Source organism: Natronosalvus rutilus, assembly GCF_024204665.1.
In the GTDB taxonomy this organism is placed as follows: domain Archaea; phylum Halobacteriota; class Halobacteria; order Halobacteriales; family Natrialbaceae; genus Natronosalvus; species Natronosalvus rutilus.
Map to the genome: position 1 here is coordinate 53,177 of NZ_CP100355.1, position 13,357 is coordinate 66,533.

General features: G+C 62.9%; 11 protein-coding genes, 1 tRNA gene and 1 pseudogene. 7 read left to right on the forward strand and 6 right to left on the reverse strand.

Annotation, left to right across the window (positions count from 1 at the left end; translation table 11 throughout):
- Positions 1 to 29: 29 nt before the first annotated feature.
- The 3 genes from NGM29_RS00295 to tatA all read right to left on the reverse strand — a co-directional run bounded on the left by NGM29_RS00295 (position 30) and on the right by tatA (position 2,113).
- On the reverse strand, positions 30 to 1,397 hold the full coding sequence (locus NGM29_RS00295) for a TIGR00341 family protein (protein WP_254158286.1): 1,368 nt from the start codon (positions 1,395 to 1,397) through the stop codon (positions 30 to 32).
- A 329-nt stretch (positions 1,398 to 1,726) separates the two neighbouring features.
- Positions 1,727 to 1,799: transfer RNA gene (locus tag NGM29_RS00300), tRNA-Arg, on the reverse strand.
- Positions 1,800 to 1,810: 11 nt separating this feature from the next.
- Positions 1,811 to 2,113 (reverse strand): twin-arginine translocase TatA/TatE family subunit, encoded by a 303-nt coding sequence (tatA, locus tag NGM29_RS00305; protein ID WP_254158287.1) that lies wholly within the window; start codon positions 2,111 to 2,113, stop codon positions 1,811 to 1,813.
- Between the two features lie 348 nt (positions 2,114 to 2,461).
- On the opposite strand from tatA, the gene NGM29_RS00310 reads away from it, so the two are divergent.
- A complete protein-coding gene (locus tag NGM29_RS00310; protein WP_254158288.1) occupies positions 2,462 to 3,283 on the forward strand; it encodes an HD domain-containing protein in 822 nt (273 codons plus the stop codon).
- A 257-nt stretch (positions 3,284 to 3,540) separates the two neighbouring features.
- Here the strand turns inward: NGM29_RS00310 and NGM29_RS00315 are convergent, their stop codons facing one another.
- On the reverse strand, positions 3,541 to 3,765 hold the full coding sequence (locus NGM29_RS00315) for a helix-turn-helix domain-containing protein (RefSeq protein WP_254158289.1): 225 nt from the start codon (positions 3,763 to 3,765) through the stop codon (positions 3,541 to 3,543).
- Between the two features lie 108 nt (positions 3,766 to 3,873).
- On the opposite strand from NGM29_RS00315, the gene NGM29_RS00320 reads away from it, so the two are divergent.
- Entirely contained in the window at positions 3,874 to 4,068 is a 195-nt protein-coding gene (locus tag NGM29_RS00320; protein WP_254158290.1) for a XapX domain-containing protein, read from the forward strand.
- Positions 4,069 to 4,194: 126 nt separating this feature from the next.
- Here NGM29_RS00320 and NGM29_RS00325 read toward each other — a convergent pair whose 3' ends face one another.
- Complete coding sequence (locus NGM29_RS00325; RefSeq protein ID WP_254158291.1) at positions 4,195 to 5,499, reverse strand: 5'-deoxyadenosine deaminase; 1,305 nt, start codon at positions 5,497 to 5,499, stop codon at positions 4,195 to 4,197.
- A 437-nt stretch (positions 5,500 to 5,936) separates the two neighbouring features.
- On the opposite strand from NGM29_RS00325, the gene NGM29_RS00330 reads away from it, so the two are divergent.
- A complete protein-coding gene (locus NGM29_RS00330; protein ID WP_254158292.1) occupies positions 5,937 to 6,272 on the forward strand; it encodes a DUF7344 domain-containing protein in 336 nt (111 codons plus the stop codon).
- A gap of 1,275 nt (positions 6,273 to 7,547) precedes the next feature.
- Positions 7,548 to 7,631 (forward strand): annotated as a pseudogene (locus NGM29_RS21390) (ribonuclease H); the annotation flags it as partial.
- Between the two features lie 262 nt (positions 7,632 to 7,893).
- Here the strand turns inward: NGM29_RS21390 and katG are convergent.
- Positions 7,894 to 10,077: a catalase/peroxidase HPI gene (gene katG / locus NGM29_RS00335; RefSeq protein ID WP_254158293.1), complete on the reverse strand. Its 2,184-nt coding sequence runs from the start codon at positions 10,075 to 10,077 to the stop codon at positions 7,894 to 7,896.
- Positions 10,078 to 10,504: 427 nt separating this feature from the next.
- On the opposite strand from katG, the gene NGM29_RS00340 reads away from it, so the two are divergent.
- From NGM29_RS00340 to NGM29_RS00350, 3 genes are all read left to right on the forward strand, one after another.
- Positions 10,505 to 11,962: an MATE family efflux transporter gene (locus tag NGM29_RS00340; protein ID WP_254160652.1), complete on the forward strand. Its 1,458-nt coding sequence runs from the start codon at positions 10,505 to 10,507 to the stop codon at positions 11,960 to 11,962.
- A 70-nt stretch (positions 11,963 to 12,032) separates the two neighbouring features.
- Positions 12,033 to 12,986 (forward strand): bifunctional 2-dehydro-3-deoxygluconokinase/2-dehydro-3-deoxygalactonokinase, encoded by a 954-nt coding sequence (kdgK1, locus tag NGM29_RS00345; RefSeq protein ID WP_254158294.1) that lies wholly within the window; start codon positions 12,033 to 12,035, stop codon positions 12,984 to 12,986.
- A 107-nt stretch (positions 12,987 to 13,093) separates the two neighbouring features.
- On the forward strand, positions 13,094 to 13,345 hold the full coding sequence (locus NGM29_RS00350; RefSeq protein WP_254158295.1) for a DUF8015 family protein: 252 nt from the start codon (positions 13,094 to 13,096) through the stop codon (positions 13,343 to 13,345).
- Positions 13,346 to 13,357 lie beyond the last annotated feature (12 nt).

Genomic DNA, 13,357 nt, shown 5'->3' on the forward strand with positions numbered 1-13,357 from the left:
CAGCCGAAGCCGTCCCGGCTACCCGTCCGTTAGAGTGATGAGTCGGGTATCGAGCCCTGTTCGACGCTCCTCGAGAATGCGTCGATCCGATCGCCGGACGTCCCACCCCGCTGTTCGGAAACGACGAACTGGACCTCGACGACGACCGGTTCGTCCGTGTGCGCTGCGACCCCCTCGTGTATTCGCTCGGACAACGCCGGAATCTGGCCGGGATCGTCTCCGGAGACGGTGACAACCACCTGGTCGACCGACCGAACGGGGTAGTCGTCGTCGAGCGTTACCTCGACCGAATCGACCTCGAGACCGTCGAATTGCGGTTCCTCGAGCGCGGCGTCGACCTCGTCGGTCGCGCTCGACCGCAATTCCGTCGTGTGAAAGTCGAGCAGGGTAATACTCACGAGGGGCGCGGCCAGCACGAGCAACGCGACCCCGAAAACCACCGCGTACGCGTAGGTTGGCCGTCGGGTCGGCGACACCTCGAACAGCCCCTGCGGACGGTAGCCGGCGATCCACAGTGTGGTCAGCGCGGCGAGATTGATCGAGAGCACGTTGACGGTCACGAGCACGGCGGCACCGAGTGCCGCACCGTACATTCCCCAGGCGACCGTGATCCCGACCGCGGCCGCCGGTGGGATGAGTGCGGCGGCGATCATCACGCCGACGATGGCCTCCGAAAAGCCCCGCGTGAGGCTCAGAATGCCGGCGACGCCGGCCCCCAGCGCGACGGCGAGCGAGAGCAGGTTCGGGGACACCCGCTCTTGCAGTTCGGCGACGACGACGATGTCGACGCCCGCGGGCTCGAGACCGGCGACCCGAGCGAGCGTCGCGAGGCCGATCGACGCGGCGACGACGATCGCGACGCCGACGACCTGGTAGCGAAATCCCGTCGACGTAAGTTTGTCGTCGCCGGTGACGATACCGACGTTCGCGGCCAGCGCGGGACCGATCAGCGGTGCGATGACCATCGATCCGACGACGACCGCCGGCGAGTCCGCCAGGAGGCCGGCGGTCGCGACGACGGCACTGATGAGCAACATCACCACGTAGATGGAAAACGACGGCGTGAGTTCGTCGGCCCTGGTCCGGAGCACCTGTCTCGACGTTCGCTCTCCTTTCGTGCCGCCGTGGCTGTACTGGTCCAGCAGGGCGTCGAAACTCCGTGAGATGACGGTCTCGGCGTTGATCACGACGACGCGCGCCTCGTCGTCTATGCCGGCCCGATTCAATCGGTCGAGGAGCGGTTCGACGGCTCGCGTCGGGAGCGGAAACCGGACGACGGCCGCGTACCCTCGCCCGCTCGTTTCGTCGCCGACGACGTAGTCGATTCCCTCGTCCTCGAGGATGTCGAGTACTGCCTGGCGACGGCCCTTCGGAATAGCGATTTCGAGGTACCGCATGGAGACTTCGACCACGGACAGCGACGTATAGGCCGCAGGGTCAAGACGGACAGGGCAGCCGGCGGGTAAGCGGTGGGTTGGGCCGTCTCGAGGGGTGACGAAGCGGGGAATTGGGATCTTCAGGGTATAACTCGAGGTACTCACAAAATCTGGCGAACTCGGTTTGAGCACACTCCCGGGTTTGCGACGTTCGACAGGCCACGAGTAATCAACGGAGCGAGACGGGATTCAAACCACGCCTGAGAACCTGCTCACTCCGTTCGCAGAACCTCAGTTTGATTCGAATCCTGCTGTGCCGTTTTCACTGCTCGCTGACGCTCGCAGGAAAACGGGCGAGACGGGATTCGAACCCGCGATCAGAAGGTTAGGAACCTCCTGCCCTCTCCGCTAGGCCACTCGCCCCGAGAAAAATGTTAGTTGGCTTCCGTTTCCGTCTGGGTTTCGGTTTCCGTCTCCTCGTCTTCAGCCGTGACGGGCTCCGTGTCAACGAACTCCTCTTCCTCGTCGTCGTAGTTCCCCGTCTCGCGCATCTCCTCGAGTTCTTTCTCGACCTTTTCCTGACCCTTCTTGAACTCCCCCATGGCCTCTCCGGTCGACCGTGCCAGTTTGGGGATCTTGTTCGCCCCAAAGAGCAAAATGGCGATGAAGAGGATGATCAGGAGTTCTGGACCCCCGGGGACGCCGGGGATGACAAGCGGTGCGATTTCGGCTACCATCTCTGTCCGCAGATTACCCGCTGGCAATTATAACCTTTTTGGACCGGCAAGTGAAGCCACAGGAAGCCACAGAAGGGGTCGAGAGGCGCTGTACGCCCAGTTCAGCGAGCACAGATGGGACATCTCCACCATTGACTCGCCCGTAGTTGGTATGACCGGTTAATTCCGTCACCTCGGCTCCAGCGACGACCGTCGGTCAGGCCGAACGATTCTCACCATCGAGACCACCTCTGTGGGAGCGACATGATGCACCGCCGCCGGGACGTCCGTGAGTCAGCGACGACCACGAGTCGACCCGTACACGCCGCTGGCGGAGGGCTTTTTTGCTTGCCCGACGACGGCTAGGCTATGAGCGACAGCGAACGCGTCGAGAGCCCCTCCGCCGGCCGCGTCTACGAGCCCGACGCAGACCACCACTTTCCCGACGAGAAACTGCACGCGGTACTCGAGTTCGTCGAGTCCGACGAGGAGATCCAGACCTACCTCGAGGCCCAGAACGTCAACGCAGTCGATCGCAAGCGGTACAACGACCACGGGACGAAACACATCGAGATCGTTCGCCACCGGGCGCTCTGTCTCTACGACCTGCTGAAAGCGGGCGACGTCGACTTCAACGGGGCCAGACAGCAGGGCCTCGAGGAGGCCGACGAAGCGGTGATCATCGCGCTGGCAGCCACGCTCCACGACGTCGGTCACATCGTCCACCGCGATCAGCACGCTTACTACTCGATCCCGCTGGCCGCCGACATTCTCGATCGGATCCTGCCGGAGTTCTACGACGTTGCCGACCGCGTCCGCGTGAAGGGCGAGGTCCTGCACGCGATTCTCTGTCACCACACGGCCGAAAAGCCCCTGACGACCGAGGCTGGCGTCATCCGGGTTTCGGACGCGCTCGACATGGAACGCGGGCGCTCGCGGATCCCGTACGAACAGGGTGGCCGCGGGATCAACACGCTCTCGAGTCAGGCGATCAGCCGCGTCTCGCTTCACGAGGGCGAATCCAGCCCCGTGATGGTCGAGATCGCGATGACCAACGCCGCCGGCGTCTACCAGGTCGACAACCTGCTGAAGGCCAAGCTCAAGGGATCGGGCCTCGAGGACGATATTCGAATCGTCGCCGTCAACACGAACGAGAACCGCGAACAGCTGGTCGAACGTATCGAACTGTGAGACGGCCCGCTGCGAGGCGGGATAGCCCGGAAACGTACTGATCGTCCAGGGTGTCGTTTCGCGGGAGTTGCTCGAGGCCTCGAACGCTCGTCACCGCTGACGGGGCCGATCGGTCGGTCCTCGAGACTTGTTGTCCTGTACCTAGCCGGGTACACGGGAGCCCTGTTTTCGACTGACGAGTTGGTGGCCTCCCCGTCCAGTATCGGCGGTCGTCGAGGTGATACGACGGCGTTTAATTGCTCCGAGAACAGGAACCTTCAGCAGACGCGATATCGACCGTCGAGGCGTTCGACGTGGCCGCGCTCCCTGAGCGTTCCGAGGATCGAGAGCGCGGCGCCTTTCTCGACGTCGAGTTCTGTACAGAGGTCGTCGACGGACGTTCCCTCCCAGACGGCGAGCGAGAGGTAGATGAGTTTCGCCTGTGCCGATTCGATATCCGGTGGGACCGCCACCAGGGGCTGCTGTCGAACGTCGGTTTGCATACTACAGGCTCGAGTGTTCGACGATATTAAAACCTCGTGTCGACAATTGACGAAACTTTCCGGAACGGACTCAGAGCCCTTTTTGGTACCGCCGACCCGGTGTTCGGTATGACAGTCAAGCTCATCGCGCTGGGGCTGCTGACGGGATTCCTGACCGGAGCGTTCTTCGCGCTGGTCGACGTGCCGATTCCGGCCCCGCCCGAACTCCCCGGGCTACTGGGCATCGTGGGAATCTACCTCGGCTACAAGTTCGTGGAGACGGCCGGACTCGGCGCAACTGTGCTCGAAACGCTCGGATTGTAAGCGCGACAGAGTTCGAGTCCGTGCTCGCACCGACACGTGACGGTGGGTCCGGATGCTGTCGGACGCCTCGTCACCGAGCGCGAGCGGAGCGGACGCAGTTCTAGGGAGTGATCGACGTCCGGCCCGCTACGGCGCCGCCTCGAGTCCCGACGCGATTTCGGCCGCGCGGGCACGAAGCCGTTCGGCGTCGATACCGACCGCCTCCCCGTCTCGCAACCGGACCTCCCCGTCGACCATCGTGAACGTCACGTCGTCGCCGTGGGCGGCGAACACGAGGTGCGAGAGCACGTCGTGAATCGGCGTTGCCCGCGTCAGATCCGTCCGCAGGCCGATTATGTCTGCTTTCCACCCCTCGCGAAGTTTGCCGACGCGGTCGAACCCCGCGGCCGTCGCGCCGTTCACTGTCGCCATCTCGAAGACCGTCTCCGCGGGGAGTGCCCGTGGCTCGAGGGCCTCGACCTTCTGGAGCAGGGACGCCTGTCGCATCTCGGTGAACGGATCGAGCGTGTTGTTACACGGCGGCCCGTCGTTGCCCAGCGCGACGTTGATCCCGCGCTCGAGGTAGTCGACGATGGGCGCGATGCCGCTCGCCAGCTTCATGTTCGACGACGGGCAGTAGGTGACGTTGGTCCCCGTCTCGGCCAGCACCTCGCGTTCGGAGTCGTCGGTCCAGACGCAGTGGGCCAGGACAACGTCCTCGCCGGTGAGGCCGACCTCGTCCAGCCAGTGGACGTTTCGCAATCCGGTCCGCTCCTCGACCGCGGCGATTTCGCCCCGGTTCTCGCTCGCGTGGGTGTGGATGCGAACGCCGTCGTAGCTGTCGGCCAGTCGCCTCGCCCCCCGCAGGCACTCCTCGGTGCAGCTGACGGCGAATCGGGGGGTGACCGCGTACTGGATTCGACCGTCGTCGACACCGTGGTAGCGCCTGATGAGGCGTTCGCTCTCGGCCAGCGCCTCGTCAGTGTCCTCGAGCAGGCCGGACGGGGACTCGGTATCCATCATGACCTTGCCGAGACGCGCTCGGATGCCCATGTCGCGTGCGGCCTCGAAGGCCTCCTCGGCGTGACGGACCGAGAGGTGATCGATGCAGGTCGTCGTCCCGCTCTCGATCAGTTCGAGGTAGCCGAGTTCGGCGGCGACGCGCATCGCCTCCGGGTCCAGTTCGGCTTCCATGGGGAGCACGTACTCGAAGAGCCACTCCAGCAGTTCCGTGTCGTCCGCGATGCCGCGGCCGAGGCTCTGGACGGAGTGGACGTGCGCACCGACGGTCCCCGGAGCCACGATGTCACAGGCGTGGCGCTCGTGGTCGGGGTACAGTTCGAGACACTCAGTTCGAGGGCCGACGGAGACGATTCGGTCGCCCTCGACGACGACGGCTCCGTCCTGGATTACCGTCTCGGCGTCGATGACGACCGTTCCCGCGATCAACATACCGACACCGGGTAGCGTCGCCGCCGCCTTAGCTATGGCGTTCTCTCTCGAGGAGCGGCGATAGCGCCTGGGGTGGGCAAAGGTGACGTCGGCGAGGAGTACGCGAATTGCGACGAAAGGTGACCCGTCTCGAGGGACTCTCGAATCATTCGACCCGAAAACTTTGGCACAGTCGGAAAAGCCTGACTGCTCGAAGAATTTCTGTGCCCCAAGTATCGTTGAATTTCTCGAATAGTGATAGGATTTAGCGACTGTGCTGAATACAGAGCGCGATTGGGACACAGACTGCAGATTTCTATTTAGAGGTGCTGGTTATTCAGTCCAGACAAAGTACTGTGACAGGTAACTAACATTCACCCATATTGGTGACTTTTGTAACGATTCCTAATAGAGTAGGGTCTCGACTTTTAGATACAGAACACCATCAACGAATCAACATGAATACGCAGGATGTCCACGAGATCCTGGCTAATGTTGATCGGCGCCACATCCTCAACGAACTTTTCAAAAACGATGGAATTACCACAATTTCTGATCTCGCTAGACGACTAGCCGACCACTCGGAGACTCGCGTAGAAACCAACAGGGCGCTCGAAAACGCAAAAATCAGATTAGTGCATAACCACCTACCACGGCTGGAAGATTACGGAATAATCGAGTACGATAGCAGAAGTGGAGATGTAGTACTTACCGCCTCTGAGGCGAGAAAGTCTCTACTTGAAAGTGCAGAGGAGCTAGAAGCCATGACTCCTGAAACAGCGGAACCTTTCTGACCGATATTTCAGTGGCGGATAATCCCATCCTGAGGGAGGGAAATAAACACAGTCGCCATGTTCTATCCACCCTCTATATTACACAGCGCGAACCTTGTAATCCATATCGTGCTGAAACCGTCAGTAATGACACCAGTTTCGTTTTCAGTCCCCTGTCAGTTCATCCATACACTTGGTGCAAACTTTCAGATCACCCTCCCCGGCAAAATCTTCTTCGCCGTAATCGATTGAGTCGATTAGTTCTTTCGTGATAACATCTGGCGAGATGTTTTGAAGATCATCCACATTACGGCCGCATCGAGCACATTTGATCATGGGGTACATTAACAAGGTCACAGCCTATTATTGTTGGCCACGAATCCTACCGTTAACGCTGTACCCTATCGTTACCCGTCTGCTGAACTCATTCTCTGTATGCAGCAGACAACTCTTGTTATCTACTGAGGATTACAACAAAACGTACTAATCGCGTTTCAGATACCTCATAATCGGGTTCTCTGTCCGGAAGAGTAGGTATGGTCTCTGTTTCGAGGGCCGATTATGAAGATAGTCTAGGAACGGTTGCACGATGAGGATCTTCCTCGAGAGCATGAGTTGTGTCCCAATCGTCGAGTAGGAGGCTTCTCGAGGGGATTAGGATACTTTCGCGTGTGTCTCGATGATTTCCGAGACTGATGGGCGAGCGAGATCAGTTTCGTAATCGGTACTCGCTGCGTAGATGCACGTCTCGAGGCGTCAAACGTGCATAACCGGTTCGAGACGAGCTCTATGGTATGTTTCCCTTCTCGAAAAGTGTCTCAACCTGTTCGGAATTTCGAGCGTCGTCTGGTACCCCTAAACCGATAGCAGGGAACCGATTATGAGCTTTTGAATCGGGTCCTGGACGGACCTACGCTCGACTCGAGTGGGTGAGTGAGATCCCTGTATAGAAGGCTCTAAACCAGCGAATCCGATTTTGTGAGATTGGGGTGAGGCTCTCTTCGTAGCATTTCTCTTCCTAGTTACCGCCAACCCGGAAAACGCAAGACTGAAACCGATTATGAACTTTTGAGAGCGTAATTTCCCCCTCTTTTCGGGCCACTCTCTTTGTCCTGCTCACGCCTAGGTCCATCCTGGACGCCATCTCGAGCGATAATCGCCCTACTCCATGATTACTTCCTAGATTCGTCTATAGACCACCTCCACACACATCTTCCGGACAGCTGTCGTGGTTATGACCATCGAGTGTTCTGGCCCATACGATCATAGAAGCGCTCATCCCTCTGTGAATTCCTCCATTCGCACCTGGCCGACAGCGACCCGAACCCCGCCGACGCACTGGCGACGGTGGGAGCCGATATCGCGGCCCTCGGACCGTGATAGAAGTGCTACGTCATCTACCAGTCGAATCTCCGGCTTCGGTCAACAACCCCGACCTCAAGGGTCGGGGTATCTGCCTCAACCGCTGATGAACTCCGCAGAAGTCCGTACAAACCACGCGCTGCTTACCGCTATTCGACGGACAGATCTTCTCAAATACTGAGGAGTTCAGCAAGGTCGTCCCGCACTGTTCACGCCGGCAAGGGCGCCGTGTGTCGTCGAGACGGCCTATACGACTACCGACCCGAACCCGCAGCTGTGATTACTCGAGGTCGAAGCGATCGAGATGCATCACTTTGCCCCAGGTATCGACGAAGTCGTGCACGAACTTCTCCTCGGCGTCGTCGGACCCGTAGACGTCCGCGATGGCTCGAAGCCGGGAGTTCGAACCGAAGATCAGGTCTACACGGGTCCCCGCCCACTCGACGTCGCCCGTTTCGCGGTCGCGCAACTCGTAGATGTCGTGGCCCTCCGAGGGCGCTTCCCACTCCAGGACGTCCTGGGAGTCCGCGTCCGAGACGGCTTCCCACTCGTAGTCCATGGAGAGGACGGTGTCGAAGAAGTCGTTGGTCAACGTCTCCGGCTGGTCGGTGAAGACGCCGAGATCGGAATTCTTGTAGTTCGCGCCCAGCGCGCGCATGCCGCCGACCAACACCGTCATCTCGGGCGGCGTCAGGTCCAGGAGGTCGGCCTTGTCGACCAGCAACTCCTCCGCCGACCGGTCGTGGCCGTCGCCGAGGTAGTTGCGGAACCCGTCGGCCTCCGGCTCGAGCGCCTCGAAGGACTCGACGTCGGTTTGTTCCTGCGTGGCGTCGGTACGGCCCGGTTCGAACGGCACGTCCACGTCGTAGCCGGCTTTGGCCGCGGCCTGCTCGACGGCCGCGTTGCCGCCCAGCACGATCAGGTCGGCCAGCGAGACGCGCACGTCGTCGGATCGCGAGCCGTTGAACTCCTCGCGGATCTCCTCGAGCGTCGAGAGCACCGTCTCCAGTTCCTCGGGCTCGTTGGCCTCCCAGTTCCGCTGCGGCTCGAGGCGGATGCGAGCGCCGTTGACACCACCGCGCTTGTCGCTGTCGCGGTAGGTCGACGCCGCTGCCCAGGCGGTCTTGGCCAGCTGGGAAACCGAGAGGTCCGACGCGAGGATCGTCTCCTTGAGGTCGTCGACCGCCGTCTCGCCAATCAGGTCGTGGTCCACGTCGGGGACGGGATCCTGCCACAGCATCTCCTCGTCGGGAATCTCCGGGCCGAGGAACCGCACCGGCGGGCCCATGTCGCGGTGGATCAGCTTGTACCACGCCTTCGCAAAGGCGTCCTGGAACTCGTCGGGATTCTCCTGGAAGCGCTCGAGGATCTTCCGGTAGTCGGGGTCGCGCTTCAAGGCGACGTCCGTCGTCAGCATCATCACGTCCTCCTTCTCAGACGGGTCCTCGGCACCGGGTGCGGCGCCGTCGAGTTCGCCGTTCTGCGTGGTCCACTGCCAGGCGCCGCCGGGGCCCTTCTCGGGCCACCACGTGTACTCGAGCAGGTTGTCGATGTAGCCCATGTCCCACTGGGTCGGCGTGGCGTTCCACGGGCCCTCGATTCCGCTAGTAATCGTGTCGGCACCTTTCCCGGAACCGTGGCTGCTCTCCCAGCCCAGCCCCTGCTGGTCGATGGGAGCCGCCTCGGGCTCGGGACCGACGTGTTCGTTGGGGTCGTCGGCGCCGTGGACCTTCCCGAAGGTGTGGCCGCCGGCGATGAGCGCGGCCGTCTCCTCGTCGTTCATCGCCATTCGGCCGAACGACTCTCGAATCCGTTCCGCCGACCGCTCCGGATCAGGCTCGCCGTCCGGTCCCTCCGGATTCACGTAGATGAGCCCCATCACGGTGGCGGCGAGGGGGTGCTCGAGTTCGTCGTCGCCGCTGAAGCGCTCGGATGCTTCCCACTCGGTCTCGGGCCCCCAGTCGACGGCCTCGTCGGGTTCGTAGGCGTCCTCGCGCCCGCCGGCGAAGCCGAACGTCCCGAATCCCATCGACTCGAGGGCGACGTTCCCGGCCAGGACTATCAGGTCGGCCCACGAGAGCTTCTCGCCGTACTTCTGCTTGACCGGCCAGAGCAGTCGGCGGGCCTTGTCGAGGTTCGCGTTGTCGGGCCAGCTGTTGAGTGGGGCGAACCGTTGCGTGCCACCCGAGGCGCCGCCGCGACCGTCGCTGGTGCGGTACGTGCCGGCGCTGTGCCAGGCCATCCGGATGAAGAGCGGACCGTAGTGGCCGTAGTCGGCCGGCCACCAGTCCTCTGACGTCGTCATCACGTCCTCGAGGTCCGCCTTCACGGCCTCGAGGTCGAGTTCCTGGAACGCCTCGGCGTAGTCGAACTCCTCACCCATTGGACCGACGTCGCGGGCGTTCTGGTCGAGAATCTTCAGGTTCAACTGGTTCGGCCACCAGTCTTGATTGGACCTCGTCATCACCTGGTAATTGCTACTTTCGCCTAATAAGATTGTCTAAACCGATAACGAAGTCTTCGCTGCAGCCAAAGCAATATTTCGAATTTGCAAATCCGCCCGTCGGCGATGGATCCGCGCTGGACGTCCACTACGGCCATCGAGACACGTTAGTAATCCCGGTTTACCAGACCCGGTCGTGTCTTAGCTGATCCAGTAAGGAAGAATTGTATCCCAACCGCGCCCAAGAGTCGGCAACGCCGAACGAGACGGGAGCGCTTTTGATGGTGCCCCGAGGAGAATCACCGACGTGGTGTCTCCGGGGGCCGACGATAGCGACGACGTGCTCGAGTCCGACTCGTCGACGAGCGGCGGCGAAACGGACTCGCTCGAGGCCGGGCCCGGTTCCCGATCCGGCGATGTCGATGTCGAGGCACGAAAAGGAATCGACATGACGACCGGGTCGATTCCGCCGAAACTCGCGCAACTGGCCTGGCCGCTGGTCCTCGGCAACCTCCTGCAGACCGTCTACAACCTCGCGGACATGTTCTGGGTCGGCCGCGTCAGTTCGGAGGCGGTCGCGGCCGTCTCGCTCATGTTCCCGCTCTCGTGGATGTTCGTCTCGACGGCGATGGGGTTGACGGCGGCGACCATCGCCCTCGTCTCCCAGCACGTCGGAGCCGGCGACCAGCGCGCGGCCGACCGGGTCGTCGGCCAGACCATCCTCCTCGCGTTGGTCGTCTCCGGCCTCCTGGCGACGGTCGGCCTGACGTTCCGGCGACCGTTACTCCAGCTCATCGGCGCGCGCGACCAGGTGTTCGTCGAGGCGCTGGCGTACATCGAGGTGATCTTCCTCGCCCTGCCGCTGACGTTCCTGTTCTTTGCGTTCCGGTCGTCCCTGCAGGGCGCCGGCGACACGAAGACGGCGATGTGGCTGGTCCTGATATCGGCCGGGCTGAACGTCGTCCTGGATCCGTTTCTCATCCTCGGCTGGGGGCCGTTCCCCGAATGGGGGACGCGGGGGGCGGCCATCGCGACCTTCCTCTCGCGGGCCGTCGCCGGGATCGCCGGAATCGTCATCCTCCTCGACGGTCGCTACGGCGTTCGACTCCGGCTTCGAGACCTCACCCCGAACCTGTCGATCCAGTACCGGTTGATCGACGTCGGCTACCCGGCCACGTTCGACGGCTGGGCGCGAAGCTTCGCGTCGGTCGCGATGGCCGCGTTCGTCGCCCGCTTCGGCGCGACGCCGACCGCCGCCTACGGGATCGTCGTCCGGCTCATGTCCGTGACGTGGTCCGTCGCGGGCGCCGTCGGTGACGCGACCGCGACCGGTGTCGGCCAGAACCTCGGCGCGCGGACGCCCGACCGGGCGGCGACGGTGGCGAAGACGGCTACGGCGGGGACGATCGGATTCATCTTCGCGATCGCCGCCGTCGTCTTCGCGTTCCCCGCCCAGGCGATGGCCGTCTTCGTCAATGATCCCGACGTGATCGCCGAGGGGATCGTCTTCATCCGTATCAACGCCCCCTTCTGGGCGGTTTTCGCCGGCGTGATGGTCATCCAGGGCGCGTTCCGTGGCGCCGGGAACACGCGCGAGGCGATGGCGCTCTCGATGCTCTCGCGCTGGATCTTTCGCGTCCCCGTTGCACTCGTGCTCGCGTTCGCCTGGACGGTGACGGTCCCCGGTACCGGCATCACGGTCTCGGGACTCGAGTGGGGCGTCGACGGTATCTGGTGGGCGTTCTCCGTCGGCATGGGCGCCACGTTCGTCGTCGCCGTGGCCTGGTTCCGGCTCGGCACGTGGCGCGAGGCGGTCATCGAGGACGACCCGGGCGGACCTCGAGCGCCGGTGAGCGGAGCGGACGCGACGGACGTCGACCAGGATTCTGATGCGCCGGCCGAGTAGCGTTCGGCGGCCGTGAGGATCGCGTCAGCGGTGCCACCCTATTATGCCAGCAGTCGGTGACGACGGTCCCATGACGAAACTCGTCACGTTCGGCGAGACGATGCTCAGGCTCGCTCCGCCACCACATCACCGACTCGAGTCCGCGCCGTCGCTCGACGTTCATCCCGACAGAGCCGAGAGCAACGTCGCGGTCGCGGCTACGCGGCTCGGCGCCGACGCCGCCTGGATCTCGAAACTGCCGGACTCGCCGCTCGGACAGCGAGTCGTCGCCGACCTGCATCGGTACGGGCTGGACGTCGACGTCGTCTGGTCCGACTCGGGTCGACAGGGGACGTACTACCTCGAGATCGCCGGCGAACCGCGCGGGACGACTGTCGTCTACGATCGCGCAGACGCCGCGGTGACGACCGCGACGGCCGACGAACTCCCCACCGAGAAGATTCGCGACGCAACGGTCTTTCTCACGTCCGGAATCACGCCTGCACTGTCGACGATGCTCGAGGGAACCGTGACCGACCTGCTCGAGATTGCCCGGGAGGCCGGCGTCCAGACCGCGTTCGACGTCAACTATCGGAGCCGGCTGTGGTCGCCCGACGAGGCGCGTGGCACGCTCGAGCAGTACTTCCCCGCGATCGACCTCCTCGTGACACCGGTTCGAGACGCACGGACCGTGCTGGGCGAATCCGGCGACGTCGACGAAATCGCCGCGAGGCTCGCCAATCGGTGGGGCTTCGAGACGGTCGTGATCACCCTCGGTGCGGACGGCGCGCTGGCCTACCGGAACGACGACCTGGTCAAACGGTCGGCATTCGAGACGGAGACCGTCGCCCCGGTTGGCACAGGCGACGCGTTCGTCGGCGGTTTTCTCGCCAGCCGACTCGAGGGACAGAATCTCGGAACGGCCCTCGAGTACGGTGCCGCCACCGGCGCGCTCAAGCGCACGATTCCGGGCGACGTCGCGCTCGTCAGTCGCGAGGAGGTCGACCGGGTCGTCGAGGGCCAGCACGCGACAATCTCGCGGTAACCGTCGAGCGGCGCCCGGGCCGGTCGCCCGCAGCGATTCCCGGTCGACGGGAACTGGCGACCAATTTTCCCCGATCGAAGGCGACCTATTCGATAGGGTGAGCGACCGTGCTCGAGTACTACGACAGGATAATCGTGGCAATCGGTGCGAGCGTCGTGGCCGGCGTAGTACTCGGCGTCGTGACCCCACTCGCGCTCGACGTTGGCCTCTTTCTCGGCGGGCTCGCCGCGACAGTGTTCCTGTACGACGCCATGTTTCGGAATCCGCCGGTGCCTCCCGCGGATCCGAGGGTCGCGACGACGGCGGTCGTCTGGCACGCAATCCTGTTGTCCCTGGCGATTTCGGTGTACGTCGGGTAGTTCACCGTTCAT

Excerpts from the sequence above, each read along its gene's own strand:
- NGM29_RS00330 (WP_254158292.1), top strand. The coding sequence starts at position 5,937 with ATGAATACGCAGGATGTCCACGAGATCCTGGCTAATGTTGATCGGCGC.
- NGM29_RS00320 (WP_254158290.1), top strand. The coding sequence starts at position 3,874 with ATGACAGTCAAGCTCATCGCGCTGGGGCTGCTGACGGGATTCCTGACC.
- katG (WP_254158293.1), bottom strand. The coding sequence starts at position 10,077 with ATGACGAGGTCCAATCAAGACTGGTGGCCGAACCAGTTGAACCTGAAG.
- NGM29_RS00310 (WP_254158288.1), top strand. The coding sequence starts at position 2,462 with ATGAGCGACAGCGAACGCGTCGAGAGCCCCTCCGCCGGCCGCGTCTAC.
- NGM29_RS00315 (WP_254158289.1), bottom strand. The coding sequence starts at position 3,765 with ATGCAAACCGACGTTCGACAGCAGCCCCTGGTGGCGGTCCCACCGGAT.
- NGM29_RS00295 (WP_254158286.1), bottom strand. The coding sequence starts at position 1,397 with ATGCGGTACCTCGAAATCGCTATTCCGAAGGGCCGTCGCCAGGCAGTA.
- tatA (WP_254158287.1), bottom strand. The coding sequence starts at position 2,113 with ATGGTAGCCGAAATCGCACCGCTTGTCATCCCCGGCGTCCCCGGGGGT.
- NGM29_RS00340 (WP_254160652.1), top strand. The coding sequence starts at position 10,505 with ATGACGACCGGGTCGATTCCGCCGAAACTCGCGCAACTGGCCTGGCCG.
- kdgK1 (WP_254158294.1), top strand. The coding sequence starts at position 12,033 with ATGACGAAACTCGTCACGTTCGGCGAGACGATGCTCAGGCTCGCTCCG.
- NGM29_RS00325 (WP_254158291.1), bottom strand. The coding sequence starts at position 5,499 with ATGTTGATCGCGGGAACGGTCGTCATCGACGCCGAGACGGTAATCCAG.